Genomic DNA, 25,067 nt, shown 5'->3' with positions numbered 1-25,067 from the left:
TCGTGCATCTCGTCCGCTTGCGCCTCGGCGTTCTCGAACGCGGACTCGAGCTCGTCCTCGCCGAGCTTCGCCAGCGGCGCCTCCGGAGTCAGCAACTCGCCGCCGAGCGCAACGTACGCGCGCTCGAGCGCGCGATGTGCGGTGACGAGATCGCCGCTGTCGATCAGCGCGAGGACGTAGGCGACGTGCGCGGCCGGGTGCGGCGCTTCCGTCTCGAGCGCGGCTTCGGCGAACTCGCGCGCGGCTTCCGGCCGCCCCGCCCTGCGCTCATCCTCGGCCTGCGCGGCGAGCGAGCGGCTCTCGGCGTCACCAACGTGCTCGTGTCGATCGCTCACCGCTTCGCCCCCTTCCGCGCGCGCGCCGGAAGAATCTCGCTCGGAAGCAGCGCCGCCGTCTCCGCGCGCCCGATCTCCCGCAGCGCGACGAAGCGGATGCGCTCGCCCCGCCTCTTCTTATCGGAAGATATGGCCGAGAGATAAGCCTTGCGCGGATGTGCGGGCGCCTCGGCGGCGAGTCCGGCCCGTGTGAGCAGCGCCACCAGCCGACTCGCGGTGCCCGCCTCCGCAAGCCCGAGCTCCTCGGAGCGGCGCGCCGCGAATGCCATCCCCATCGCCACGGCCTCGCCGTGCAGCACGCCTCGGTAGCCCGCGAGCGCCTCGATCGCGTGGCCGAGCGTGTGGCCGAAGTTGAGCAGCATGCGCTCGCCCGCCTCGCGCTCGTCTCGGCTCACGACGCCCGCCTTGATCGCGACGTTGCGCGCGAGGAACGGGAGCAACACCTCAGGGTCGAGCGCGAGCAGGCGCTCGAGATCGCGCTCGATCGAGGCGAACAGGTCTGCATCACGGATCGCGGCGTGCTTGATCCCCTCCGCGAGACCCGCCAGGAGCTCGCGGCGCGGGAGCGAGCGGAGCGTGGCGGCGTCGATCCACACCAGCTTCGGCTGATGGAACGCCCCGACGAGGTTCTTGCCGCGCTTCACGTTCACGCCGGTCTTGCCGCCGACGCTCGAATCGATCATCGCCAGCAGGCTGGTCGGAACCTGCACGAAGTCGACGCCGCGCAGCAATGTCGCCGCGACGAAGCCGGTCAGGTCGCCCACCACGCCACCGCCGAGCGCGATCAGCACGCAGCTGCGGTCGGCCTCGGCGGCGAGCAGTGCGTCGTAGAGCTTCTCCGCCTGCCGCAGGTTCTTGCTGCGCTCGCCGTCGGGCACGACGAGGCGCTTCGCGCGCACTCCCGCCGCCTCGAGCGAGCGCTCGACCTGCGCCGCGTACCGCCTCGCGACGGGCGGCACGCTGATCACGAACGCGCGCTTCGCCCCCGTGCGCGCCTTCACGGCTTCGCCGATGCCCGCGAGCGTCCCGCTCCCGATCACGACGGCGTAGCCGCGCTCGGAGAGCTCCACGTTCACGCGGATCGGTGCGAGGTCCGTCACGGCGCGACCTCGCGAGCTCGCTCCGCGATCTCGAGCGCGATCTTCCGCGGCGGGCGGTTGTCCGTGTCCACGATGAGCTGCGCCTTCCGGTAGAACGGCTCGCGCGCCGCGAGCAGCTCGCGCAGCTTCGCGAGCCGCCCCGCCTCGTCCAGCCCCGCGAGCAGCGGCCGCCCCGCCCCGCTGCCGACGCGCCGCACCAGCGTCCCGACGCGCGCGCGCAGATAAACCACGACGCCGCGCGCCGTCAGCAGCTCCGCCACGCCCGGCTGCGCGAGCGCCCCGCCGCCGAGCGCCACGACGACCCCGCCGCGCTCCGCCAGCGCGACGACCGCCGCCCGCTCGCGCGCGCGAAACCCGGCCTCGCCCTCCGCCGCAAAGATCTCCGCGATCTTCATCCCCGCCTCGCGCTGCACCACCTCGTCCGAATCGACGACCTCCGCCCCCAACAACTTCGCGAGCTCCCGCGCCACACTCGACTTCCCCGCCCCCATCAGGCCGGCGAGAAACACGGTTCGCGAAGCCAGCGCCATCCCCACTCTTTACTCCGCCAACGCACCGCGCGCAGTGACTCCACGACATTCACGCGCCACCACTCCGCCAGAACGACCTCGCTGTCGAACGCCCCACCCAAGCGAGTCGGCCGAGGCCGCAAGCGAAGCGCGCAGCAAACCGCGGAGTCTTCGACGCGGTTTGCGAAGTCAACAAGGAGGATTCGTGACGCCCCCTAACAAGCGAAAGGCCCGGCATCGCAAGGCGATGCCGGGCCGCACGCTGCGAACCTCGCTGGTCTTAGGAGCCGACCTCGGGGTTCGACACGATCCGAGGCGTCACGAACACCAGCAGCTCTTGCCGGATGTCGCTGACCTCTTTGTTCTTGAAGGCGTTGCCGATCACCGGCAGCCGGTGGAAGTACGGCACGCGGCTCTCGCGGTCGGCGGTGCGCACCACGTAGATGCCGCCGATCACGAGCGTCTGGCCGTCCTTCACGAGCGTCTCGGTGGTCGCCTCGTTCTTCGCGATCGCGGGCGAACCGGTCGGCGTCGGGACGCTGTCGTCCGGCGCGTTTCGAGTCACCTCGACCTTCATGATGATCGAGCGATCCGCCGTGATGTGCGGCGTCACGTCGAGGCTCAGCACCGCGTCGATGAACTCGAGCTTGGCGTCGCCATCCTCGAAGGTCTGGAACGGGATCGACACGCCCTGCTCGGCTCCTCGCCGACGCGCATCACTTCGTAGAGCGCGACGCGGCCGCGGTAGCCGGTGTTCGAGCAGTTGTTGCAGCCGCGGCCCTTCATGGGCTTGGTCGCGCGCACCTCTTCTTCGGACAAGCCCGCCGCGGCCAGCGCTTCCTTCGTGGTGTCGGCGTCCTGCTCTTGGCACTCGCCGCAGATCCTGCGCGCGAGACGCTGGGCGAGAATCGCGTTCACCGACGACGCGACGAGGAACGGCTCGATGCCCATGTTGAGCAGGCGGTTGATCGTCGACGGCGCGTCGTTCGTGTGCAGCGTCGACAGCACCATGTGGCCGGTGAGCGCGGCCTTGACGGCGATCTCCGCCGTCTCGAAGTCGCGGATCTCGCCCACCATGATGATGTCGGGGTCTTGGCGCAGGAACGAGCGCAGCGCGGCCGCGAAGTTGAGGCCGATGTCGTCGTGCATCTGCACTTGGTTGATGCCCATCAAGTTGAACTCGACGGGGTCTTCCGCGGTGGAGATGTTCTCGCTCGTCTTGTTGAGCTCGGCGAGCGCCGAGTAGAGCGTCGTCGTCTTGCCCGAGCCGGTCGGGCCCGTCACGAGCACCATGCCGAAGGGCTGGTGGATCGCGTGCTTGAACACGTCGAGCTGCACCTGCTCGAAGCCGAGCTTGGTCATGTCGAGCTGGAGGTTCGACTTGTCGAGCAGACGCATCACCGTCTTCTCGCCGAACAGCGTCGGCAGCACCGAGACGCGGTAGTCCATCTCCTTGCCGCGGCCGAGCTTGAGCTTGATGCGGCCGTCCTGCGGCAGGCGGCGCTCGGCGATGTCGAGCTCCGACATGATCTTGATGCGCGAGGTGATCGCGTTCTTCAGCTTGAGCGGCGGCTTCATCACCTCGTACAGCACGCCGTCGATGCGGTAACGGACGCGGAACTCTTTCTCGTAGGGCTCGATGTGAATGTCCGACGCGCTTCGCTTCACGGCGTCGGTGAGGATCAAGTTCACGAGCTTGACGACGGGCGCGTCCTCGGACTCTTTCGCGAGCGCACCGATGTCGACGTCGTTGTCGTCGCTGATGACCTCCATGTCGGAGTCATCGAAGTCGCCCATGATGTCGTCGAGGGCGCTGGCCTTGTCGTAGTAGCGATCGATCGCGCGCTTGATCTGCTCTTCGGCGGCGACGACGACTTCGACGTTGTATCCGGTCAGGAACTTGATGTCGTCGATCGCGAAGATGTTCGACGGATCGGCGGTGGCGAGGATCAGCGTCGAGCCCGCGCGGTTCACCGGGATCACGCTGTGCTTTTGCGCGACCTCCTCGGGGATCAGCTGAATCACCGCGGGATCGATGTCGAACTCGTCGAGGTTGATGTCGGGCACGCCGTACTGACGCGCGACGAATTCGGAGAGCTGGTTCTCCTGCAGGAAGCCGAGCTTGGTGATCTGCGCGCCGAGGCGTTGCCCCTTGGACTTCGCCTCGTCCCTGGCCTTTCGCAGCTGCTCCGTGGTGAGCAGGTTCTGCTTGACCAGCAGCTCGCCAATCCGCTCGTTCACACGCGCTCCGCGCCGCTCGTTCGCGCGCGGAGCGCGTCGCCCCTCGGCGCGCCCTCCCCGCGAAAACTCTTCCAGCCCGCCCGGATATCGGCGCGGCGTGGAGCGCGCTTTACGGCGCCTTTTGCGTGGTGACGGATCGCACAGCTTCGCGGAGCGAGGCGCGGCTGCCGCGCAGCGCGAGCAGGCCGAGCCCGGTGATCGAGAGCCAGAACAACGCGTGCGAGAGCGTGCCCACGCCGAGCGCGGTCGTGGCCGGGACGCCGAGCGCGCTCAGCACCGAACGGCACGCGAAGTGATAGACGCCGAGGAAGCCCGGAGCCTGCGGCAACGCGACGGCAACTCCGACACCGACCATGGTCTTGAGTGCGGCGAGGTAGTCCTCGGTGAACGAGCCGAGCGAGACCGCGAAGGCGCGCTGCGCGAGATAGAACGGGAGGGTGGCCGCGGCGCCCCACAACAAGGCGGTGTGCCAGATCACGAGGGCGAGCCCGCGCGCGCTCCGGATCCCCGAGAGGCCCGCGACGATGTGCTCGACGAGCCCGAGCGCACGGCTCGCGAGGCCCGCCGGCAGCACCGCTTGCGCGACGCCGCGCGCGATGGCGACGAACGGCGCAGGCCACAGCCGCAGCGCGGCGACTCCCAGAATCGGGACGAAGCCGACGGCCCGAACCGCGAGCGGAAGATCGATGTGCTCGGCGACCAGAAAGACCGCGAGCGACATGATCGCCGCCATGTCGAACGCTCGTTCGAGCACGATCGTGCCGAACCACGCCGCCGCCGAGCCGCCCGCATCGCGCGCCGCGAACCACGCCCCCGCGAACTAACCGAGCCGGAACGGGAACAGGTTGTTGCCCATGAAGCGGATCGCGGTGGCCCGATAGGCGACGCCGAGCGGCAATTCGCCGACTGCGGCGGCGAGGTGCCGCCAGCGCAGCGCGCGAATCCAGAGCCCCGCGGCATAACAAGCGAGCGAGCCCGGCACGGCCACGCGCAGGTCGGCGCCCGCGAGCGCGGCGCCGAGCGCGCGGAAGTCGACGCCGCGCAGCGACCACCACACCGCGAGCACGGTGACCGCGAGGCCGAGGGCGAGCCGCGGATCGAGCCAGCGCGAGCGACTCATCCCGCAGCGAGCCGCGCGCGAGCGGCAGCGGAATCGCGCGCGATCTGCTCTTGCAGCGCAGCGAGGCTCGCGAAGCGCTGCTCGCCGCGCAGCCAGTGCTCGAATGCGACCTCGATGCGGCGTTCGTAGGCATCGCTCGCGAAGTCGAAGAGGTGCGCCTCGACGGCGACCGGATCGTCCTCCTTCACCGTCGGCCGGCGCCCCACGTTGGCTACGGCGCCGTACCACTTCGCTGTGTCGCCTTCGAGAAAGCGCACGCGGCACGCGTACACGCCGACGCCGGGCAGGATCTCGTTCTCCGCCGCGAGGTTCAGCGTGGGGAAGCCGATCGTGCGCCCGCGCTGGTCGCCTTTCTTCACCCTGCCGCGCACGCGATAGCTGCGCCCGAGCAGCTCGGCCGCCGCGCCCACGTCGCCCTCGGCGAGTAGCTCGCGCACGCGCGTCGAATTCACGTCGCGCTCGCCGAGCTTCACCTCGGGGATGATCGTCACCGCGAAGCCGAGATGCGGCCCGAGCTCCGTGAGCGTGCGCATCGATCCCTCGCGGTCGCGGCCGTAGTGGAAGTCGTATCCCACGTACACCTCGACCGGCCGCAGCCGCGCGTGAAGGACTTCGCGCACGAAGCGCTCGGCACCTTGCTTCGCGAACTCGAGATCGAACGGCTCGACCACCACGGCGTCCACGCCGAGCGACTCGAGCAGCTCGAGCTTCTGCTCGAGGGTCGTCAGCAGCTTCGGCGCGCGTTCCGGCGTGAGCACGCGGCGCGGGTGCGGGTCGAACGTGTATACGAGCGACGTTCCACCGAGCGCCTTCGCACGCGACGTGACCGTGGCCATGATGCGCTGGTGGCCGACGTGAACGCCGTCGAAGTTTCCGGCCGTGAGCACGCAGCGCGTCAGCGGCGCACCCAGCTCCGCGCTGCCTCGCACCACTCTCAACGGGGTAGCCTCCGCGCCGTGCTCACGATCTGGCGCCACTACTCCGCCCGCTTCCTGCGCGCGTTCTTGGCGTCGCTCGCGATTCTGGCGCTGATGCTGACCGCCGTCGACGCCATGCTGCACCTCGCGGCGCTGTTCGAAGAGGCAGATTCGCCGCGCGCGGCGCTGCGCTTCTTGTTCGAGCGCGCGGCCGGCGCGTACGCGGAGTTCTTGATCCCGATCTCTGCGTTCGCCGCGGCCTTCTGGTGCGCGGGAACCGCCGCGCTCTCGCGCGAGGTGCTCGCGCTGAAAGCCGGCGGGGTGTCGCCGCTTGCGGCGCTCGCGCCGGTCGTGGCGCTCGCGCTGCTGCTCGGCTCGGCGCACGCGGAGCTCGTCGAGCGCACCGGAGTTCCCGCGGCCGCAGCGCTCGCGGCGCGCAGGAATCCCAACGCCGGCGATGCCTTCGTACGCGCCGGCGGGGTGTGGTTCCACGCGGGCCGCGTCGTCTACTCGGCGGGGACCGTCGACGAGGCGAGCGGCGTGGTGCGCGACATCCGCGTGTACGAGCGCGATGCCGCGGGCCGCCTCGTGCGCACGATTCACGCGCGGCGCGGCGCACGCCTCGCGCCGCAGCGCTGGGAGTTCGAGGACGCGTGGGTGCGCGAGCTCGAGCCCGGCGCGCCCGCGCAGCCGCCGCGCGAGCGCCGCGAAGCGCGCGTCGTGCTCGAGCTCGCGAGCGATCGCAGCCCACAGCTGCGCAAGAGCGAGCTGCCGGGGCTCGCGCGCGACGAGCTGCGCGCGTACGCGGCGCAGCGCGGCGACGAGAGCTCCGGCGACGCGCGCGTGGCGCTCGCGAATCGCGAGAGCGGGCCGTGGGCGGTGCCGCTGTTCGCCGCCGTCGCGATTCCGCTCGCACTGCGCAGCGAGGAGCGCCGCAGCCTCGCGCGCGCCGCGGCGCAAGGCGCCGCGCTCGTCGTCGCGTACCTGATCGCACGCGACGTCGGCTCGAGCTTCGCCGCGAGCGACGCCGCGCTCGCGAGCGCGTTTCCGTGGCTCACGCTCGCTGCGGTCGCCGCGTTCGGACTCTTGAAGCTGGCGCGAATCTCGCGCTGAGCGGAGAGCGCGCTCCGCTCGCTAGGACTTCGACGCCTCGCTGCGCTCGAAGAACGGCTTCAGCAGCTCCATCGGCAGCGGGAACACGATCGTGCTCGAGCTCGCGGTCGACATCTCCGCAAGGGTCTGCAGGTAACGGAGCTGCAGCGCCGACGGCTCCTGCGAGAGCGTGCGCGAGGCTTCCGCGAGCCGCTGCGCAGCCTGTGCTTCGCCCTCGGCGCGAATGATCTTCGAGCGCTTCTCGCGCTCGGCCTCGGCCTGCTTCGCCATCGCGCGCTGCATGTCCGGCGGCAAGTCGATCTGCTTCACCTCGACGTTGCGCACCTTCACGCCCCACGGCTCGGTCTGCTGGTCGATGATCTCCTGCAGCTTCTGATTGATCTGCTCGCGATCGGCGAGCAGCTGATCGAGCTCGGCCTGCCCGCACACGCTGCGCAGCGTCGTCTGCGAAAGCTGCGAGGTGCCGTAGAGGAAGTTCTCGACTTGCAGCAGCGCCCGCTCGGGCTGCAGCACGCGGAAGTAGATCACCGCGTTCACCTTCACCGAAACGTTGTCGCGCGTGATCACTTCTTGCGGCGGAACGTCCATCACGATCTCGCGCAGCGACACGCGCGTGAGCGAGTCGACGAAGGGAATGATCCAGATGAAGCCGGGGCCCTTCACGCCGGAGAGCCGACCGAGCCGCAGCACGACGCCGCGCTCGTACTCGGGCAGGACCTTCGCGCCCATCAGCAAGAGCGCGACCACGACCACGAGCAGAATCAGGACTCCCGAGATCTCCATTTCCCCTCCCCGAGTTGTTATTGGCGCGGGCGCGCGCGCTTGACGCGCAGGCGCATGCCTTCGATCGCGATCACCTCGATCGCCTCACCCTTCTCGATGCGGCCGTCGGCGTCCGCCGTCCACAGCTCGCCGCGCAGCGCGACGGTGCCGCTCGGCGCGAGCGCGGTGCTCGCGACGCCGCGCATGCCGATCAGCTCGTCTTCGCCGCCGAGCTTGGCCGGGCGGCGATGCGCGCGCGCCACCATGAACATGGCGAACACGCCGAACACGCCGAAGGCGCCGACCGCGGGCACGACGACCTGCCAGAAGGGAAGGTCGAGATCGCTCACGTCGGGCCGCTCGAAGATCATCGAGCCGCCAAGCAGCATGCACACGATGCCCGCCGCGAGCAGCAGGCCGTAGCTGCTCACGAACAGCTCGGCCGCGACCAGCACGACGCCGCCGACGAAGAGCCCGAGGCCGAGCCACGAGAACGGCACGAGCTGGAACGAGACGGCTGCGACGATCAGGCACGCAGCGCCGAGCACGCCGGGCACGCCCACACCGGGGGTGTTCAGCTCGAGCCAGATCAGCGCCGCACCCGCGAACATGAACAGGAACGCGAAGGTCGGATCCGCGATCGCGTGCAGGAAGCGCGCGAGCAGGCCCATCTCGAGCTCGCGCGGCACCGCCCCCTTCACCGCGAGCCGCACGCTCGCGGCGCCGAGCTTCACGGCGCGGCCGTCGATCGCTTCGAGCAGCGCCTCGCGATCCGCCGCGACGAGGTCCACCACGTTCTGTGCGGCCGCTTCGTCGGCCGCGATCGCCACCGACTCGCGCACGGCCTTCGCCGCCCACTCGGCGTTGCGCCCACGCTCCTTCGCGATCGACTCGATGAACGAGGCGGTGAAGTTCTCCGCCTTCTCGAGCCCGATGTCGATCGGCGGCGCCGGCTCTTCGCTCCCGGGGTCCTGCGGCTTGCGGTCGTTGTTGCCGCCGACCTGAATCGGGTGCGCCGCCCCGATGCTCGAGCCGGGCGCCATCGCCGCGACGTGCGCCGCCAGCGTGATGAACGTGCCCGCCGAAGCCGCCCAGGCGCCGCGCGGCACGTACACCGCGATCGGCGCCTTCGCCTCGAGCATCGCGCGCACGATCTCCTGCGTGGATGCGAGATCGCCGCCGGGCGTATCGAGCTCGACCAGCAGCAGCGCGGCGTGCGTCTCTTCCGCCTCCCGAATCGCCGAGATCAGGAAGTCGGCGGACGCGGGGTTGATCGTGCCCACGAGGCGCGCGACGAGCAGCGGCCCCTCGCGCAGCGGAGCATCCGGCTCCGCGGGTGCCGTCGGCTGCGCTGCAGCGGGCGCCGGCTGCACCGGCGTCTCCTGCGCGCTCGCGACCAGGCTCGACGCCGCAAGCAGCGCGGCGAGCAGCGCGCGCTTCACGCTCGGCGTCCATCGCGCAGCTTCTCGATGCGATCGAAGATGCGCGCCGCCACTTCGCTCTTCGGAAGCAGCGGCAGCTCCTCCACCTCGCCGTCTGGCGTCAGCAGCATCACCGCATTGTGATCCGTCTCGAAGCCGGCGTCACTGCGCGAGATGTCGTTCGCGACGAGCAGATCGCAGCCCTTGCGCGCGAGCTTGCGGCGCGCAGCGGCGAGCACGTCGTGGCTCTCCGCCGCGAACCCGACGACGACGCGCGCGCCACGCGCACGGCTGATCTCGGCGAGGATGTCCGGGTTCGCGACGAGCTCGAGCGTGAGCCCCGCGCTCTCGCCAAGCTCCTCCTTCTTGATCTTGCGCTCGCTGGCGCGCGCCGGCCGGAAATCCGCCACTGCCGCTGCCATCACCACGATCCCGGCGCTCGCCTGCTCGCGCAGTACCGCCTCGCGCATGTCGAACGCAGACTCGACGTCGATGCGCGTCACTCCGGCGGGTGTCGGGAGCGAGGTCTGCCCGGCGATGAGCACGCTCTCGGCGCCGCGCAGCGCCGCTTCCGCCGCGAGCGCGAAGCCCATCTTGCCCGACGAGCGGTTCGTGATCGCGCGCACGGGATCGAGCGGCTCGCGCGTGCCGCCCGCGGTCACGACGACGCGTACGCCCGCGAGGCTCTTCGGCGCGAGGGCGAGGTCCACCTGCGCGGCGATCGCGGCGGGCTCGCTCATGCGGCCCATGCCCTCCCAGCCGCATGCGAGCTCGCCCGCTTCGGGGCCCACGAAGCGCACGCCGCGCGCCCGCAGCGTCGCGAGATTCGCCTGCGTCGCGGCGTGGCTCCACATGTTCACGTTCATTGCGGGCGCGGCGAGCACCGGGGCGCGCGTCGCGAGCAGCAGCGTGCTCGCGAGATCGTCCGCCAGGCCGTGGGCCATCTTCGCGAGCAGGTCGGCCGTGGCAGGCGCGACGAGCACGAGGTCCGCCCAGTCCGCCAGCTCGATGTGCCCGATGCGGCTCTCCTCGCCGAGGTCGAAGAGCGCGCTGCGCACCGGCTCGCCCGAGACCGCCTGCAGCGCGAGCGGCGCCACGAACTGCTTCGCGGCCTCGGTCATCACGCAGCGCACCGCGTGCCCATTCTTAGAGAGGGCCCGCACCAGCTCTGGCGTCTTGTAGCCCGCGATGCCGCCGCTCACGACCAACAGAACTCGCCGCTTGCTCATCGCCGCCTCGGAAAACCTGAGAAGTCGCGCGAAGGCCAAGCTAGCGGAGCCGCGCGAGCCCGGCTGAGAGACGGCGCGCGAGGGCCCCGCGACTCGGCGCCTCGGCGTACACGCGAATGACCGGCTCGGTGCCCGACGCACGCCAGTAGACGAAGCCGTCGTCGAGCACGAGCCGCACGCCGTCTGCGAGATCCGCCGCGAGCACGCGCGCTCGCCCGATCCGCTCGGGGGGCGCCGCGGCGATTCGGCTGAGCGTGCGGCGCGCGGCCGCAGTCGCGCCGATCGCCGCGCGCCCGCACGCGGCCGCGCCGACCTCGCGTGCGAGGCGAGCGGTCCGCGCGTGAAGCGGCTCGGCTGCGGCGGCCTCGAGCGCGAGCGCGGCGGCGAGCATTCCGTCCTTGTCGAGCCCGAGCGCGCGCCACGCGAAGCCGCCGCTCTCTTCGCCTGCGAGGTCCGCGTCCCCCGAGCGCAGCGCGCGGGCGAGCGGGGAGAATCCGAGGCCGGTGCGCACCACGCCCAGCCAGCGCGCGCGAGCTACCCGCTCGACGAGCGAGCCCGTGGCGTGAGAGATCGCGAGGCCGCGCCGAAGCCTGCGCGTCGCGGCGACGTGGTCGACCAGCAGCGCGAGAGATTCGCTCTCGCTCAGCACGCGCCCGCGCGCGTCGACGAGCGCGAAGCGGTCGGCATCGCCGTCGCTCGCGACCCCGAACGCGAAGCGACCCCGCTTCACGGCCGCGGCGAGGCCCCGAAGGCGGCGCGGTGTCGGGTCCGGAGCGCCGCCGCCGAAGCGCGGATCCGGCGCACCGCGCATCACCTCGACGCGGGCGCCGAGCTCGCGCAGCGCGCGGTCGAGCACGCCCGCCCCGGCTCCGTGCATCGCGTCGTAGAGCACGCGCGGCCGAGCCCGCGCGATTTCGCGCCGGTCGACGAGCGCGAGCAACGCTTCGACGTAGCGATCCGCTGCGTCGTGCACGGCTCGCGGCGCGCCGAGAGTGCGCCGCGGCTGGCGCTTCGCGTTCGCGCGCTGCGCAAGCGCGGTCAGCAGCGCGCGCGGTGCGCCTTCGCCGCCGCGCGCGAGCACCTTCAGCCCGAGATACTCGGGCGGGTTGTGGCTGGCGGTGATCACGACTCCCGCATCCGCGCGCAGCGCGCGCACGAGGCGCGCCGCGACGGGCGTCGGCGTCGGTGTGCTGCAAAGCCGCGCGTCGACGCCCGCGCCCGCGAGCACGGCAGCGACGCGCGCCGCGATCACGTCCGCCTGTGCGCGCGTGTCGAACGCGACCACGACCCGCGCACCCGCGCTCTCGCGCGCGAGCGCGTGCGCCACGCGCTCCGCTCCGTCCGCGTCGAAGTCGCGGCCGAGCACGCCGCGCCAACCGTTCGTGCCGAAGCGGATCTCGCTCACGGTGGGCCCATCGGCACAGCGAACGCGGCGCTTGCGCGCGCGGCAGTAGCCGCGCTGGGCTAGCTCAGCCCGCCTGCGCTCCGAACTTCTTCTTGAGATAGGCCTCGACGATCGGCGGCACCCACTCCGACACGGCGGTGCCGAAGCTCACCAGCTCCTTCAGCCGCGACGAGCTCACGTAGAAATATTCCTGGCTGGTCATGAGGAAGAGCGTCTCGATCTCCGGCTTCATGTGCCGGTTCATCAGCGCCATCTCGAACTCGTACTCGAAGTCCGCGTTGGCGCGCAGGCCGCGGACGATCGTGCGAGCGCCCACCTTCTCGGCGTAGTCGACGACCAGGCCCTGAAACTCGGTCACCTCGACGCCCTTCATGCCGCCCAGCGCGGTGCGCAGCATGTCGAGGCGCTCCTCGACGGTGAACGTGCCTTTCTTATTCACGTTGTGCGCGATCGCGACGATCAGGCGCGGGAAGACGCGGCTCGCGCGAAGCACCAAGTCGAGGTGGCCGTTCGTAAGCGGGTCAAAGCTCGCGGGGAACAGCGCCAGTCCGGGCTCGTGGCTCATGCGGGCGTCTCTCCATCCTCGTCGGTTGCGGAATTCTCGAAGCCGTACAACGAGATGAGGGTGTCGCCGTAACGCCGTTCCAGCGCAAGCGCGACGCCCTCGATCGCGCCGGGAGCATGCCGGCGATCGGTTTCGGCCACCAGCACGGCGCGTGCCGAAAGCGCACCGCTCGCGACCAGCGCGCGCAGCGTGGGCGAGGCCAGAGCGCTCGCGTAGGGCGGATCGACGAAGCACAGGTCGAAGCGTTCGTGCGCGAGCGACGTCCGCAGCGCTGACTGCGCGTCGCGCTGCAGGATTCGCGCGCGCGCGCCCACTCCGAGCGCGGCGACGTTGGCCGCGAGCACGCCCGCGACGCTGCGCGACTTCTCGACGAACACCGCACTCGCTGCGCCGCGCGAGAGCGCTTCGAGTCCGAGCGCGCCGCTGCCCGCGAATGCGTCCAGCACGCGCGCGCCTTCGAGCGCGCCGCGGTGCGCGAGCATCGAGAACAGCGCCTCGCGCACGCGCTCCGCCGTTGGACGCACCTCGCTGGGCGGCACGCGCAGCACGCGCCCCGCGAACTCTCCGCCGGTGATTCGCATCGCGCGATCATCTTCGCGCACGCCGAGACGATCGCGTCACGAATCGCGTTCCCGGCGGGGCTAAAAAAAATTCTTCGTGCGGGCGGGCTGATTTTTAGTTGATCGCGCAAACCTGCTTGCATAGAATGCGCTCGCCGTTCGTCACTTATTAGGGACGTGCGGCGATTTTTTTCGATGGCGACGAAATCACGGGTCGGTTGAACGAACGATTGCTCTCGGCGAGTCCCCCCTCTCCTCGCCCCACCGCGATCACTCGATCGCACGGCGTTGGCAGGCGGCCTCTCGCAGGCGCGGCGCGCGTCAGGCGATTCGAGCCGAACGATTGATCCAGGTGGGGAGGTGAGATGTCTGCGGCGCTGGAGCGACAACGAAGGCGCGTGGCGGAACGGCTGGTGCAGGTGCGCGGAGTGCGCTCGCAGCGCCAATTCGCGCGCGAGCTCGGCGTGTTCCAGCAGAACGTGAATCGCTACGAGAGCGGCACGACTCCGCACGCCGAGTTCCTGATCCAGCTCGCGATGAAGGAAGACATCTCGATCGATTGGCTGCTGCTCGGCCGCGGGCGCATGCGCCGCGAGCGCTGAGCAGCGCGCAGCTTCCTCGGTTGGGAACGCGACTACCCCAAGCTGCCGGTGCAGCTGCGCCTCTCGCGCACGCAGCCGCGGATCCCAAGCTCGCGCGGTGCCGCCCGGAATCGCCGGTTCGCGCGCTCGTGGCACGCGAGTTGCTCGCTGGACGCCGCATGGTGCAGGCATTCGCAGCACTGGCGTTCTTGTTTTCGCTCGCGGACCACTGGACGACGTACGTGTGCCTGCGGGCGCAAGTCGTGGGCTGGGAGGTCACCGAGGCAAATCCGCTCGCCGCGTGGCTGTTCGAGCGCTTTGGGCTCGCCGAGGGGCTCGTGATCGACACGGCGATCACCCTGGCGGTGCTCGCCTTCGTCGTGCGCACGCCGCGGATCGCGCGCCCGTGGAAGCTCGCCGCACTGGGCGTGCTGCTCGCAACGACCGGCTGGGCGGTCGCGAACAACCTCCTCGCCGTCCAGCAGCTCGGGCTCTCGATCACCGGCGCGGTGAGCTAGCGCGCCCCGCGAACGTCGGCGCGCGCTCAGTTCGCGTCGCGCACCAGCGCCGCGGCGAAATCGTCGGCCGCGGCGATCGCCTCGACGTCGCCGTGTCGATGCGCGTTCGAGATCAGCGCGAACACGAGCTCGCGCCCGCGCGCGGTGCGCGCCCAGCCGGCGAGCGCCGTCACGCCGTCGAGCGTGCCGGTCTTCGCGCGCACGAGGCCGCGCGCATTCTCGGCGCGTTTGCGCAGCGTGCCGTCCTCGGCCGCGATCGGGAGGCCCGCGAGCAGATCTGGGCCCACCGCGAAGGACTGATCCGCGTGGCGCAGCGCGGCCACGAGTAGGCGCGCGCTCACGCGGTTGTCGCGCGAGAGGCCGGAGCCGTCGACGATCTTGATGCCGTCCATCGGGAGGCCGAGCGCCGTGAGTCGTGCGTGGAGTGCAGTCGCGCCATTCGCCCAGCTGCCGGGCGCGCCCGTGTCGAGGCGACCGAGGTGCTTCAGCAACGCTTCGGCGATGTAGTTGTTGCTGTACTTGAGCAGCAGGTCCGCCACGGTGCGCAGCGGCAAGCCGTCGAACTCGTAGAGCACGCGAGCGTCCACGGGCGCGACGCCGGCGGCGATGCTCCCGCGCACGGCGATGCCGGCGGCCTCGAGTTGTTGGCGGAAAACCGCGCCGGCGTAGCCGATCGGGTCGATCACCGAGCGCCATACCTCTTGGCGGTCGGTCCCGAGCGCGATCGCGCCGCTCACCGTCACGCGCTCGCCGCCGCCCGGCTCGAGCGAGCGCTCCACTGCGAGCGGCGGACCGCCGCCGGGCTTCCTCGTGCGCGCCGCGTTCGTGAGCTTGAAGTACGGCACGGGCGGATCGATCTGCACGCGCGCCGGCGCGCCGAGGCTCTCGCCCGGCATCACGACCACGCGAAAGGCGCCGTAGTTCGCCGAGATGCCCGCAATCGGCGCGTGATACGCGCGCGCGGACACCGGCTGCCAGCTCGGGTGCCAGCGCTCGGCGTCGAGCTGCGAGCCGTCGAGCACCACGTCGCCCGCGATCTCGCGCACGCCCAGCGCGCGCAGGTCGAAGGCGAGGCGCCACCACTGCTCGCCCGTCAGCGAAGGATCCGCGCTGCGAATCGCGAGCGAGGTAACGACGCCGTCCGCGTTCGGCGGCGCGGGCACGAGCGCCTCGGTCACGAACTGATTGCCCGCGCCGAACGCTTCGAGCGCGGCCAGCGCGGTGAGAATCTTCTGCGTCGAAGCCGGCACGAGCCCGCGCTCGGCGTTCTTCGCGAACAGCTCGGCGCCGCTCGCGCGATCCACCACGAGAATCGATTGCGCGCCGCCCTGGAAGCCGCGCGCGTTCGCCGCCGCGCGCACGCGCGCGAGCCACGCGGCATCCGCATCGCTCGCGTACAGCGCGCCAGCCGCGAGCAGCGCAATCGCGCACACCGTGAGCCGCATCACCGCTCGCCGCATCGACCCCACCTCGCTGTCTGCATCGGACGATTCGCGCGAACGCTTCGTTCGAATCGCGTGGCGTGGGGGACGCCGTTGACCCTTCCCACCTTATCGGGGAGGTTGCGCGCGCGCCGCGCTCACGGGGATGCGCGCGCGCGCCGATGCAGCGCGAGCCGGGGGGTGAGCGTGCTCAATTGGATCTGGGCCGTGCTGATGCTCGCGTCGGTCGCGACCGCGGCCTGGACGGGCAGGCTGGCCGACGTGAGCGGTGCATCGATCGCGAGCGCGAAGAGCGTGATCGACCTCGTGGTCGGCCTGGTCGGCCCGATGATCCTCTTTCTCGGCGTGGTGAAGATCGCGAGCGAGGCGGGGCTCTTGAACGTCGTGGTCGGTGCGGTGCGCCCGCTGCTGCAGCGCGCCTTCCCCGAGGTGCCACGCGATCACCCGGCGCTCGGCGCGATGGTGATGAACCTCTCGGCGAACGTGCTCGGCCTCGGCAACGCCGCGACACCGCTCGGCCTCAAGGCGATGGTCGAGCTGAACAAGCTGAACCGCTTCCCCGGCGTCGCCACCGACGCGATGGCGCTGTTCCTCGCGATCAATGCCACGTCGGTCACGCTGATGATCCCGTCCGGCGTGATCGCGATCCGCGCTTCGTTCGCGGGCGAGGGCGGAGACGCGATGGCGGGCCAAGTCTGGATCGCAACGCTGATCGCGACGACGTGCTCCACGGCGACGGCCGTGATCGCCGCGCTGTTCTTTCGCCGCCTGCCCTTCTTCGCGCCGCGCGCGATAGACGACGCCGAAGTCCCGCCGCCGCCGAGCGATCTGCCGGATGCCTCGCTCCCGAGCGCCGCGGCGAGCGAAGCGGCGCCGCTTCCGCAGCAGTTGTTGCTGGGAGCCCTCTGCCTCGCGCTGTTCGGCGGGCTCGCGCACGAGATCTGGACGGGCTGGGACGATCCGCAGAGTCTCGGCGAGCGCGTGATGTCAGGCTGGCCGCTGCCCCTGCTGCTGTTCTCGCTCGTCGCCTACGGCGTCGCGAAGAATGCGCGCGTGTACGAGATCGCGGTCGAGGGTGGCAAGGAGGCGCTCGCCGTCGCTGCACGCATTGCGCCCTACATGGTGATGATGATCGTCGCGATCGAGATGTTCCGCGCGTCGGGCGCGCTCGATGCGCTGATCGGATTGCTCGACCCGCTGACGTCGCTCATCGGCGTGCCGGGCTCCGTGCTGCCGCTCATGCTGATGAAGCCGCTCTCGGGCTCCGGCGCGCTCGCGGTGCTGACCGACACGCTGAAGACCGAGGGCCCCTACAGCTACGCGGGCTTCCTCGCTTCCGCGGTGAACGGCTCGACCGAGACGACCTTCTACGTGCTCACGCTCTACCTCGGCGTGATCGGCGTGAAGAACTCCCGCTACATCCTGCCCGCGTGCTTGTTGGGCGACGTCGCCGGCTACACCGGCGCCGTGCTCGCGACGCAGTGGCTCTACACGGGCCCGGTGTGAGCGCTGCGGACGAGGCGCAGCGCGTGCGCGCGCTGGCGGAGGAGTCGCTCGGCGAAGCCGTCGCCGATGTCGCGCCGCTCTCGGCCGCGCTCGGCTTGCGCCGCTTCCACCGCGTGCGCACCGCGAGCGGCCGCAGCGCGATCGCGCGCGTCGAGACCGAGGAAGATCCCGCCGGCCGCCCGCCCGGGATCCCGCCGGAGCCCGCGCTGGGTCCGATCCGCGCGCTCTACGAACGCGCGGGGCTGCCGGTGCCGAAGCGTTACGGAAGCGCGCCCGGCATCGAGCTTCTCGAGGACTTCGGCGACGAGTCGCTCTACGCGCACTCGCAGAAATGCAGCGCCGCCGAGACCGAGGCGCTCGTGGCGCGCGCGCTCGACTTGCTGCCGCGTCTTCAGCGCATCGCCGACAACGGCAGCGGTGTCGAGGCGTTCGCGCGCAAGCTCGACGCGCCCTACTTCGCGTACAAGGCGGACTTGTTCGTGCGCCACAGCCTCGCCGCGGCGCTCGGGCGAGGGCCGACCGCGGCCGAGGAGGCCGCGCTGCGCGACGCGTTCGCCTGGATCGGCGCCGAGTGCGCGCGCGCACCGCTGCGCCTCGCGCACCGCGACTTCCAGAGCCAGAACTTGCTCTTGCGCGCGGATGGATCGCTCGGCTTGATCGACCTGCAGGGCGCCTTCCTCGCCCCGCCCGAGTACGACGCGGTGTGCTTGCTGCGGGACTCGTACCTCGAGCTGGCCGAGCGCTTCGTCGACGCGCAGCTCGCGCGGCTGCGCCCGCTGCTTCCGGGCGCTCCAGACGCCGCCTCGTTCCACGCGCGCTTCGACCTGCTGACTGTCACGCGCAAGGGCAAGGACCACGCGCGCTTCCTCTACGCCGCGAAGGAGCGCGGCGACACGCGCTTCCTCGCGTTCGCGCCGCGCACGCAGCGCATGCTCGCTCGCGCGGCGCGGCGTGCCGCGGGCCTCGATGCGCGCATCGCGCGCGCGGCGGAGCTGCTCTCGCGCTGGGACGAACGCTGATGCGCGGCATGATCGTTGCGGCGGGGCTCGGCACGCGTCTGCGGCCGCTCACCGAATGGCTCCCCAAGCCCGCGGTTCCGGTGCGGGGCGTCCCGCTGATCGCCTACGGCCTCGAGCTGCTCGCGGCGGCGGGCGTGACGGAGGCCGTGATCAACGCCCACCATCTGCCCGAACGCCTGCGGGAGGCAGCCGAACGCTTCTGCCCACCCCGACTGCGAACTCGCTTCTCGTTCGAGCGTGACTTGCTTCACACTGGCGGCGGCATTCGCCGCGTAGCTTCTTTCCTCCGCGAAAGCGAGCGCTGCGTGATCTTGGGCGGAGACATGATCGTCGACCTCGACCTGGCCGCGTTGATTCGCGCGCACGACGCCTCGGGCCGCGCCGTCACGGCGGCTCTCGCGGACGACCACCGCGTCGCGAGCTTCGGCTCGATCGGCCTCGACGCCGCGGGCCGCCTGCGCCGGATCGGGCGCCGCTTCGACCTCGGCGGGGAGACGCAGCGCGGCCTCTACACGTGGGTGAACGTGCTCTCCGCACGCGCCTTCGACTCGATGCCGGACCGCGACGTGTTCAATCACCTCGAAGATTGGTGGGGACCGCTCGCCGCGAGCGACGCCGGCGCGGTGGGCGGCGAAGTGCTCGGCCGCGGCGCGTGCGCCTGGGAGCCGGTGGGCACGCCCGCGGAGTACTTGGCGGCGAACTTCGAGCCCATCGCGCTGCGCTACTTCGACGCAGACCGCGCCGCGCGCGCGCGTGGCGCACGCCTCGAGCCGAACCTGATCGCGGGAGCCGGCGCACAGATCGGCGCGGACTGCGCGCTCGAGCGCGTCGTGGTGTGGCCCGACGAACGCGTACCGGCTGGCACGCGCGCGGCTCAGGGCGTGTTCGCCTGCGGTCGATTCATCTCGTGCGCGGAGGGCGGCGAGGCATGAGCGAGCTGCTCATGATCGGCACGAGCGACCACTTCTGCTCCGGGGGCCGGAGGCAGGCGGCGTACCTCTTGCGCGGTGCGTCGGGGCTCGCGCTGATCGACTGCGGGCAGACCACGCTCGCCGGGCTCGGAGCGACCGGCGTCTCGCGCAACGAGATCGACGCGATCGTCGTCTCGCACTTTCACGCCGACCACTTCGGCGGCGTGCCCTCGTTCCTGCTCGCGACGCTCGACTTCGAGGATCGTCGCCGCCGACCGCTCGTGATCGCGGGCCCGCGCGGCATCGAGGAGCGCGTGCGCGCCGCGGCGCGCGCCACCGGCCACGGGCTCGACCACTACCGCTTCGCGTATCCGCTGCGCTTCCTCGAGCTGCACCCAGGCGGCCCGCAGCAAGTAGGCCCCGTGCGCGTGGAGCTGTTCGAGGTGAACCACGCGCCGGAGTCGTGCCCGCACGGCATGCGCATCGACGACGGCGCGCGCCGTGTCGCCTACTCGGGCGACACGGGCTGGTTCGAGGGTCTGCCGCGCGCGGTCAGCGGCGCCGATCTCTTTCTGTGCGACTGCACCCACGTGCGCCCCGAGTACGCCTACCACCTGAGCCTCGAAGAGCTCTCCGCGAAGCGCGCGCAGCTCGACGTGGGCCAAATCGTGCTCACGCACCTCGGCCGAGACATGCGCGAGCACGGCCCCGCGGAAGGCTTCTCGATCGCGGACGACGGGCTCACGTACAAGCTGTAGGGACGCGCAGGCTCGAAGTGCCGGCGGATACGCCTTCGCTCGCGCGCCTCGTCAGCCGGCGAGTTTCGCGCGCCGGGCTCGGTCGAGATGGGCTCTAGCGGAGGCGCACCGCCGCTCGCGCCCGCGGCGAGCTGCCGAGCGCGATCTCGCCGAGCACGCGCGCGCCGCGCGAGCCGGTGCACTGCGGCAGGTGATTCGCGAGCCCGAGCAGCGCGTTGCGCGCGAGCAGCGAGAAGGCCATCGCCTCCGCTGCCGCGGACGAAACGCCCGCCGCCTCCATCGGCTCGACCCGCACCCCGGGGAGCTGGCGCGCGAGCGCGGCCATCACCGCGGGGTTCTTCGCTCCGCCGCCGCCGACGAGCAGGCGCTGCGGGGTGCCGGCGAGAAAGTCGCGCGCGGCACGCGCGACCGCTGCGGCGGTGAACTCGACGAGCGTCGCGACGAGATCGTCGGGCGCGTCGGTAAAGCGCTTCGCGAGCTGCTCGGCCTCCGCGATTCCGTAACGCTCGCGGCCCGTCGACTTCGGCGGACGCCGCGCGAGAAACGGGTCCGCGAGCAGCTCGTCGAGGAGCGCGGGGATCACGCGCCCGCCGCGCGCGCGCGCGCCGTCGCGATCGAAGCGCTCGGCCCCGCTCGTCAGGGTCGCGACCACGCCGTCGCACAGCGAGTTCGCGGGACCGACGTCGAACGCGATCACGTCCTCGCCGCGCCCGCCGCGCGGCAGCCAGGTCACGTTCGCGATGCCGCCGAGGTTCAGCACGAGGCGCGCCTCGTTCGCATCGCGCATCGAGGCCCAGTGAAAGAACGGCGCGAGGGGTGCGCCCTCGCCGCCCGCGGCGACATCGCGCGGCCGGAAGTCTGCGACGACGGTGCAGCCCGTGCGCTCCGCGATGACCGAGGGATCGCCGATCTGCAGCGTCGCGCGCAGCTCGGGGTGATGCGCGACGGTCTGCCCGTGCGAGCCGATCGCATCGACCTCGGCGAGCGAGAGGCTCGCGGCCTCCGCGCAGCGCGCCGCCGCAGCCGCAAAGTGCTCGCCGATCTCGACGTCGAGCGCGGCGAGCTCGCGCAGCGCCTCGGCGCCCGGCACGCGACCCGCAGCGAGGCGATGGATGCGCGCCTGGAACGCGGGCTGGTAGGGCGACTCGGTGTGCGCGACGAGGCGAAACGGCTGCGCGTCCTCGCCGTCCGGCCACTCGACGAGCGCCGCGTCGATGCCATCCGCCGAAGTGCCCGACATGAGTCCGATCACGCGCATGCTGCGCAGCATGACGGCTCGATCGGAGCGTTGCTTGAGCTTTCGCGGCGGGATCCGCGCAGCGCTGCGTTGACACTGCTTGGTGTCGTCCGGATACTGCGCCGCCCGCCGGACACCACCGACTTCGGTAGCGGACTCGCGGACTTAGCGAAGCAAGGAGAAGGCGATGGATGCCGGCCGCATGCAAGGCGTCTTGATCTGCGCGCTCGCCGCCGGGCTCGGCGTGCTGTTCCTCGCGGGCATGGTCTCGGGCGCATACTGGGCCGTCGCGATTCCGGTCGCCGTGCTGCTCGCGGTCGTGCTCGGGCTCACCTTCTGGGTCGGCTACACGATCGCGACGATCCGCGTCGAGCCCGAGCCGCCGCCGGACGCGCCGATCGAGAGCGCGCAGAAGCGCTAGCGAGCGGCAGCGACGCAACGAACTCGAAGCGAGCAACGGTGCAAGCGGCGCCTGGCCGCGCGCAGCGAGACGAAGCCGAGCGGAGTCCAACAGGATGCGGATCGCGCTGCTGACCTACCGCGGCAACATGTACTGCGGCGGCCAAGGCATCTACGCCTCGTACCTCGCGCGCGAGTGGCAGAAGGCGGGACACGACGTGCACGTGTTCGCGGGGCCGCCCTTCCCCACGCTCGAGCCGGGCATTCCGCTGCACAAGATCGAGAACGAGAACGTCTTCGGGACGCCGCTGCGCGAGTGGGCGCGCGGGCGCGATCCGCGCCGGCTACTGACGCCGCTGAACCTCTGGGAGCTCGGCTCGTCGCGCATCGGCGTGTTCCCGGAGATGCAGACCTTCGGCTTCCGCTTGTTGCGGCGGTGGCCCGAGCTGCAGCGGCGCTACGGCTTCGATGTCGTGTTCGACAACCAGTGCCTGGCGTGGGGGTTGTTAGGACTCCAGAAGCTCGGCACGCCCGTCGTGTCGGTGATCCACCACCCGCTGCACCTCGATCGCGAGGCGGACTTCGCAGTCGACCCGCGCTTCATCAAGAAGGTGCGCCGCACGCTCTACTTCCCGCTCTTCATGCAGCAGCAGGTCGCGCCGCGGCTCGCGAAGATCGTCACGGTCAGCGAGGCCTCGCGCGCCGAGATCGAGAAGTGCTTCCGCATCCCGGAGAAGGACATCGCGGTCGTCTACAACGGCACCGACGCCGAGCTGTTTCGTCCGCATCCCGAGGTCGCGAAGGAGACGGACCTCATCTTCATCGGGCGCACCGAGGATCGGAAGAAGGGCATCGGCACTCTGCTCGAGGCGCTCTCGCTGCTGCCCGAGCACGTCACGCTGAAGATCGTCGACGGCCGCATTCCGCCCGACGGGCTCGTGCCGCGGCTCGTCGAGAAGTTCGGCCTTCAGCGGCGCGTGCGCTTCCAGCCGAAGTTCCTCGAGATCGCCGACCTCGTGCGCGAGTACTCGACCGGCCGCATCGCGGTCGTGCCGTCGTTCTTCGAAGGCTTCGGCTTCCCCGCGAGCGAGGCGATGGCGTGCGGAGTTCCGGTGATCGCGAACGCGGCAGGCGCGCTTCCGGAGGTGGTCGGCACGGACGGCAACGCCGGCGTGATCGTGCCGCCGCGCAATCCGCCGGCGCTCGCCGCGGCGATCGCGGACGTGCTCGCGGACCCCGCGCGCGCCGAGCGCATGGGCCGCGCGGCGCGCGAGCGCGTGCTGCGCCTCTTCCGCTGGGAGCAAGCCGCGCGCGAGCTCGTGCAAGTGTTCGAGGACGTGACGCGTGCTGCTCACAGTCGATCTCGCGCGGCTTAGGGTCGGCCCCGGCGACTTGTTACTGGACGCCGGCTGCGGCGAGGGCCGCCACTGCTTCGGCGCGCTCGAGCGCGGCGCGCGCGTGGTCGGCCTCGACCTCGACCTCGGCTCGCTGAAGCGCGCCAACCATGCGCTCCGTGAGCGAGCGCGCGAGAAGCGCTCGTTCGGCGGCATGCTGCAAGGCGACGCGTTCAAGCTGCCGTTCGCCAGCGCCACCTTCGACCGCGTGATCTGCGCCGAAGTGATGGAGCACGTGCACGACTACCCCGCCGCCGCGCGCGAGCTCGCGCGCGTGACGAAGCCCGGCGGCCGCATCGCGGTGACGATTCCCACGACGACGAGCGAGCTGCTCTACCTGCGTCTCGGCGACGACTACTTCGAGAGCCCCGGCGGCCACATCCGCATCTTTACGCCGCGCGATCTCGCCAAGGCACTGGGCAGCGCCGGGCTGCGCACCGAGGGCTGCTCCTTCGCGCACGGGCTGCACACGCCCTACTGGGCGCTGCGCTCGATCGCGGGATTGCCGCGCGCCGACGAGAGCGCACTCGTGCGCGCGTACCGTTTGGGCTTGATTCGCGCGACGGCATCACGATTTGCCGCGCTGATCGAGAAGTACGCGTTGAACTACATCTGTCCGAAGAGCGTCGTGCTGTACGCCGAGAAACCAGCGTGAGCGGGGCATCCCGCGTTTCGTCGCCATCGGCTTCGAGGCGCTGTGTGGCACCGCTTCTCTTCAGCGCGTGCGAGTCGTGACGTCACTGCCGCAGCCGGGTCGACCTCTGCGCATCCTCTTCGTCTGTTATCGCGGCAACATGCAGTCGGGCGGGCAAGGGATCTATCTCTGGTTCCTCGCACGTGAGCTCACGCGACTTGGGCACTCCGTAGATGTCCTCGTGGGCCCGCCCTACCCCGATCCCATGCCATTCGCGCGCAGCGTCAGCGAGCTGCCGAACGAGCGGTTTTGGGGGAAGTGGTTCTTTCGCGACTGGAAGAATCTGCTCCCGAAGCCGAATCCGCTGCGCGTGTTCGAGCCGCTCAACTTCTGGGAATTCGGCGCGTCGGCGTTCGGCTTCCTGCCGGAGCCGTTCGCGTTCAGCGTGCGGGCCTTTCGCGAAGTGGCGACGCGGCTGCGCGCGGGCCGGCGCTACGACCTCGTGCACGACGTGCAATGCCTCGGCTACGGCTTGTTAGGGCTGCGCGCGCTGGGGCTGCCCGTGGTGACGACCGTGCACCACCCGCTGAGCGTCGACCGCCGCATGTCGTTCAAACGCGACAAGACACTTCGCGAGCGGCTCGGCACGTGGGAGTTCTACCCGGTCGAGATGCAGAGCTTCGTCGCGCGCCGGCTCGATCGCGTGTTCACGAGCAGCGTCGCGAGCGCGCAGCAGATCGCTGCCGACTTCGGCGTGCGGCGCGAGCGCCTCGCGATGGTCGCGAACGGCATCGACACCGAGCTGTTCTCGCCCGACGCGAGCGAGCCGCGCCGCGAGAACGAGCTGCTGTGCGTCGCGCGAGCGAGCGACCCGAACAAGGGCGTGCGCAAGCTGCTCGAAGCGCTCACGCTGCTGCCGCGCGAAGTGCGCGTGACGCTCGTGGACGACGCGAAGAGCGAGGCGCTCGCGTGGGCCGCGAAGCTCGGCGTCGCGGATCGCCTCGACGTGACGGGCCGACTCGAGACCCCCGATCTCGTGCGCCGCTATCGCCGCGCGACACTCGTGGTGGTGCCCTCGCGCTACGAGGGCTTCGGTCTTCCCGCGGCGGAGGCGATGGCGTGCGGCACGCCGGTGCTCGCGACGCGCGCCGGCTCGCTCCCGGAAGTCGTCAAGACCGGGGGCGGCGGCGTGCTCACACCCGTCGACGACGAGCCCGCGCTCGCCCGCGCGATCTCGGAGCTGCTCGCCGCACCGCGGCTACGCGAGGAGCTAGGCGCGAAGGGGCGCGCGGGCGTCGAGGCCGCATACGGCTGGCCGAGCATCGCGGCGCGGACGGCGCAGGAGTACGTGCGGGTGATGGAGGAGCGAAGGCCGCAAGCCTGATGCCTCG

26 protein-coding genes and 1 pseudogene are annotated in these 25,067 nt (G+C 71.1%); 11 read left to right on the top strand and 16 right to left on the bottom strand.

What is annotated here, in order from left to right; translation table 11 throughout:
• From FJ091_12085 to FJ091_12050, 8 genes and pseudogenes are all read right to left on the bottom strand, one after another.
• Positions 1–335 (bottom strand): hypothetical protein (locus FJ091_12085; protein ID MBM4384095.1); only part of this gene is annotated, 335 nt, incomplete at its 3' end.
• Positions 332–1,435, bottom strand: coding sequence for a 3-dehydroquinate synthase (aroB, locus tag FJ091_12080; protein ID MBM4384094.1), 1,104 nt, complete (start codon positions 1,433–1,435; stop codon positions 332–334). The genes FJ091_12085 and aroB, both read right to left, overlap by 4 nt.
• The gene (locus FJ091_12075) at positions 1,432–1,965 is read right to left on the bottom strand and encodes a shikimate kinase (GenBank protein MBM4384093.1); all 534 of its coding nucleotides are present in this window, start codon (positions 1,963–1,965) and stop codon (positions 1,432–1,434) included. The genes aroB and FJ091_12075 overlap by 4 nt, the downstream gene beginning before the upstream one ends.
• A gap of 259 nt (positions 1,966–2,224) precedes the next feature.
• Complete coding sequence (locus FJ091_12070; protein ID MBM4384092.1) at positions 2,225–2,632, bottom strand: hypothetical protein; 408 nt, start codon at positions 2,630–2,632, stop codon at positions 2,225–2,227.
• Positions 2,566–4,185 carry a type IV-A pilus assembly ATPase PilB gene (gene pilB, locus FJ091_12065; protein ID MBM4384091.1) on the bottom strand — a complete coding sequence of 540 codons (1,620 nt, stop codon included), beginning with the start codon at positions 4,183–4,185 and terminating at the stop codon, positions 2,566–2,568. Before pilB ends, FJ091_12070 begins: the two co-directional genes overlap by 67 nt.
• A 109-nt stretch (positions 4,186–4,294) precedes the next feature.
• Positions 4,295–4,996: pseudogene (locus FJ091_12060) on the bottom strand (flippase-like domain-containing protein).
• A gap of 9 nt (positions 4,997–5,005) precedes the next feature.
• Positions 5,006–5,305, bottom strand: a complete 300-nt coding sequence (locus tag FJ091_12055) for a flippase-like domain-containing protein (GenBank protein MBM4384090.1) — start codon at positions 5,303–5,305, stop codon at positions 5,006–5,008.
• Positions 5,302–6,243, bottom strand: a complete 942-nt coding sequence (locus tag FJ091_12050) for a bifunctional riboflavin kinase/FAD synthetase (protein MBM4384089.1) — start codon at positions 6,241–6,243, stop codon at positions 5,302–5,304. Before FJ091_12050 ends, FJ091_12055 begins: the two co-directional genes overlap by 4 nt.
• Before the next feature lie 18 nt (positions 6,244–6,261).
• Between FJ091_12050 and FJ091_12045 the strand changes: the two genes are divergently transcribed.
• Positions 6,262–7,335 (top strand): LptF/LptG family permease, encoded by a 1,074-nt coding sequence (locus tag FJ091_12045; protein ID MBM4384088.1) that lies wholly within the window; start codon positions 6,262–6,264, stop codon positions 7,333–7,335.
• A gap of 21 nt (positions 7,336–7,356) precedes the next feature.
• On the opposite strand, the gene FJ091_12040 is transcribed toward FJ091_12045, so the two are convergent.
• From FJ091_12040 to rsmD, 6 genes are all read right to left on the bottom strand, one after another.
• A complete protein-coding gene (locus FJ091_12040) occupies positions 7,357–8,118 on the bottom strand; it encodes a slipin family protein (protein ID MBM4384087.1) in 762 nt (253 codons plus the stop codon).
• 17 nt (positions 8,119–8,135) lie between these two features.
• The gene (locus FJ091_12035; GenBank protein ID MBM4384086.1) at positions 8,136–9,539 is read right to left on the bottom strand and encodes a nodulation protein NfeD; all 1,404 of its coding nucleotides are present in this window, start codon (positions 9,537–9,539) and stop codon (positions 8,136–8,138) included.
• Positions 9,536–10,747 (bottom strand): bifunctional phosphopantothenoylcysteine decarboxylase/phosphopantothenate--cysteine ligase CoaBC, encoded by a 1,212-nt coding sequence (gene coaBC, locus FJ091_12030; protein MBM4384085.1) that lies wholly within the window; start codon positions 10,745–10,747, stop codon positions 9,536–9,538. The genes FJ091_12035 and coaBC overlap by 4 nt, the downstream gene beginning before the upstream one ends.
• 40 nt (positions 10,748–10,787) lie before the next feature.
• Entirely contained in the window at positions 10,788–12,152 is a 1,365-nt protein-coding gene (locus FJ091_12025) for a phosphoglucomutase/phosphomannomutase family protein (GenBank protein MBM4384084.1), read from the bottom strand.
• Between the two features lie 64 nt (positions 12,153–12,216).
• Complete coding sequence (gene coaD / locus FJ091_12020) at positions 12,217–12,717, bottom strand: pantetheine-phosphate adenylyltransferase (GenBank protein ID MBM4384083.1); 501 nt, start codon at positions 12,715–12,717, stop codon at positions 12,217–12,219.
• Complete coding sequence (rsmD, locus tag FJ091_12015; protein ID MBM4384082.1) at positions 12,714–13,298, bottom strand: 16S rRNA (guanine(966)-N(2))-methyltransferase RsmD; 585 nt, start codon at positions 13,296–13,298, stop codon at positions 12,714–12,716. Before rsmD ends, coaD begins: the two co-directional genes overlap by 4 nt.
• Positions 13,299–13,675: 377 nt before the next feature.
• Here rsmD and FJ091_12010 point away from each other — a divergent pair, with 377 nt between their 5' ends.
• Complete coding sequence (locus tag FJ091_12010) at positions 13,676–13,879, top strand: helix-turn-helix domain-containing protein (GenBank protein MBM4384081.1); 204 nt, start codon at positions 13,676–13,678, stop codon at positions 13,877–13,879.
• A gap of 128 nt (positions 13,880–14,007) precedes the next feature.
• Positions 14,008–14,376: a hypothetical protein gene (locus FJ091_12005; GenBank protein MBM4384080.1), complete on the top strand. Its 369-nt coding sequence runs from the start codon at positions 14,008–14,010 to the stop codon at positions 14,374–14,376.
• 26 nt (positions 14,377–14,402) lie between these two features.
• Here the strand turns inward: FJ091_12005 and dacB are convergent, their stop codons facing one another.
• On the bottom strand, positions 14,403–15,836 hold the full coding sequence (gene dacB / locus FJ091_12000; protein ID MBM4384079.1) for a D-alanyl-D-alanine carboxypeptidase/D-alanyl-D-alanine-endopeptidase: 1,434 nt from the start codon (positions 15,834–15,836) through the stop codon (positions 14,403–14,405).
• 162 nt (positions 15,837–15,998) lie between these two features.
• On the opposite strand from dacB, the gene FJ091_11995 reads away from it, so the two are divergent.
• The 4 genes from FJ091_11995 to FJ091_11980 are packed head-to-tail and all read left to right on the top strand — an operon-like array spanning position 15,999 to position 20,012.
• Positions 15,999–17,324 carry a spore maturation protein gene (locus tag FJ091_11995; GenBank protein MBM4384078.1) on the top strand — a complete coding sequence of 442 codons (1,326 nt, stop codon included), beginning with the start codon at positions 15,999–16,001 and terminating at the stop codon, positions 17,322–17,324.
• Entirely contained in the window at positions 17,321–18,343 is a 1,023-nt protein-coding gene (locus FJ091_11990; protein MBM4384077.1) for a phosphotransferase, read from the top strand. The genes FJ091_11995 and FJ091_11990 overlap by 4 nt, the downstream gene beginning before the upstream one ends.
• The gene (locus FJ091_11985) at positions 18,343–19,275 is read left to right on the top strand and encodes an NTP transferase domain-containing protein (GenBank protein MBM4384076.1); all 933 of its coding nucleotides are present in this window, start codon (positions 18,343–18,345) and stop codon (positions 19,273–19,275) included. The genes FJ091_11990 and FJ091_11985 overlap by 1 nt, the downstream gene beginning before the upstream one ends.
• Positions 19,272–20,012, top strand: a complete 741-nt coding sequence (locus tag FJ091_11980; GenBank protein MBM4384075.1) for an MBL fold metallo-hydrolase — start codon at positions 19,272–19,274, stop codon at positions 20,010–20,012. Before FJ091_11985 ends, FJ091_11980 begins: the two co-directional genes overlap by 4 nt.
• Positions 20,013–20,106: 94 nt before the next feature.
• Here the strand turns inward: FJ091_11980 and FJ091_11975 are convergent, their stop codons facing one another.
• Positions 20,107–21,282: an anhydro-N-acetylmuramic acid kinase gene (locus FJ091_11975; protein MBM4384074.1), complete on the bottom strand. Its 1,176-nt coding sequence runs from the start codon at positions 21,280–21,282 to the stop codon at positions 20,107–20,109.
• A 154-nt stretch (positions 21,283–21,436) separates the two neighbouring features.
• Here FJ091_11975 and FJ091_11970 point away from each other — a divergent pair, with 154 nt between their 5' ends.
• The 4 genes from FJ091_11970 to FJ091_11955 all read left to right on the top strand — a co-directional run bounded on the left by FJ091_11970 (position 21,437) and on the right by FJ091_11955 (position 25,060).
• On the top strand, positions 21,437–21,670 hold the full coding sequence (locus FJ091_11970) for a hypothetical protein (GenBank protein MBM4384073.1): 234 nt from the start codon (positions 21,437–21,439) through the stop codon (positions 21,668–21,670).
• 94 nt (positions 21,671–21,764) lie between these two features.
• Positions 21,765–23,024 (top strand): glycosyltransferase family 4 protein, encoded by a 1,260-nt coding sequence (locus FJ091_11965; GenBank protein ID MBM4384072.1) that lies wholly within the window; start codon positions 21,765–21,767, stop codon positions 23,022–23,024.
• Positions 22,993–23,697 carry a methyltransferase domain-containing protein gene (locus FJ091_11960; GenBank protein MBM4384071.1) on the top strand — a complete coding sequence of 235 codons (705 nt, stop codon included), beginning with the start codon at positions 22,993–22,995 and terminating at the stop codon, positions 23,695–23,697. The genes FJ091_11965 and FJ091_11960 overlap by 32 nt, the downstream gene beginning before the upstream one ends.
• 67 nt (positions 23,698–23,764) lie before the next feature.
• The gene (locus tag FJ091_11955) at positions 23,765–25,060 is read left to right on the top strand and encodes a glycosyltransferase family 4 protein (GenBank protein MBM4384070.1); all 1,296 of its coding nucleotides are present in this window, start codon (positions 23,765–23,767) and stop codon (positions 25,058–25,060) included.
• Positions 25,061–25,067: the final 7 nt, after the last annotated feature.

The organism is Deltaproteobacteria bacterium, assembly GCA_016875395.1.
Classification (GTDB): Bacteria; Myxococcota_A; UBA9160; order UBA9160; family UBA6930; genus VGRF01.
Note: the sequence above shows the minus strand (reverse complement) of the source record. Positions and strands in the feature narration are given on the sequence as shown.

What these genes read in the sequence shown, in the direction of transcription:
- dacB (MBM4384079.1), bottom strand. Translation starts at nt 15,836, where the DNA reads ATGCGGCGAGCGGTGATGCGGCTCACGGTGTGCGCGATTGCGCTGCTC.
- coaBC (MBM4384085.1), bottom strand. Translation starts at nt 10,747, where the DNA reads ATGAGCAAGCGGCGAGTTCTGTTGGTCGTGAGCGGCGGCATCGCGGGC.
- rsmD (MBM4384082.1), bottom strand. Translation starts at nt 13,298, where the DNA reads ATGCGAATCACCGGCGGAGAGTTCGCGGGGCGCGTGCTGCGCGTGCCG.
- coaD (MBM4384083.1), bottom strand. Translation starts at nt 12,717, where the DNA reads ATGAGCCACGAGCCCGGACTGGCGCTGTTCCCCGCGAGCTTTGACCCG.
- FJ091_11965 (MBM4384072.1), top strand. Translation starts at nt 21,765, where the DNA reads ATGCGGATCGCGCTGCTGACCTACCGCGGCAACATGTACTGCGGCGGC.
- FJ091_11975 (MBM4384074.1), bottom strand. Translation starts at nt 21,282, where the DNA reads ATGCTGCGCAGCATGCGCGTGATCGGACTCATGTCGGGCACTTCGGCG.
- FJ091_11980 (MBM4384075.1), top strand. Translation starts at nt 19,272, where the DNA reads ATGAGCGAGCTGCTCATGATCGGCACGAGCGACCACTTCTGCTCCGGG.
- FJ091_12055 (MBM4384090.1), bottom strand. Translation starts at nt 5,305, where the DNA reads ATGAGTCGCTCGCGCTGGCTCGATCCGCGGCTCGCCCTCGGCCTCGCG.
- FJ091_12040 (MBM4384087.1), bottom strand. Translation starts at nt 8,118, where the DNA reads ATGGAGATCTCGGGAGTCCTGATTCTGCTCGTGGTCGTGGTCGCGCTC.
- FJ091_11970 (MBM4384073.1), top strand. Translation starts at nt 21,437, where the DNA reads ATGGATGCCGGCCGCATGCAAGGCGTCTTGATCTGCGCGCTCGCCGCC.
- FJ091_12075 (MBM4384093.1), bottom strand. Translation starts at nt 1,965, where the DNA reads ATGGCGCTGGCTTCGCGAACCGTGTTTCTCGCCGGCCTGATGGGGGCG.
- FJ091_11985 (MBM4384076.1), top strand. Translation starts at nt 18,343, where the DNA reads ATGCGCGGCATGATCGTTGCGGCGGGGCTCGGCACGCGTCTGCGGCCG.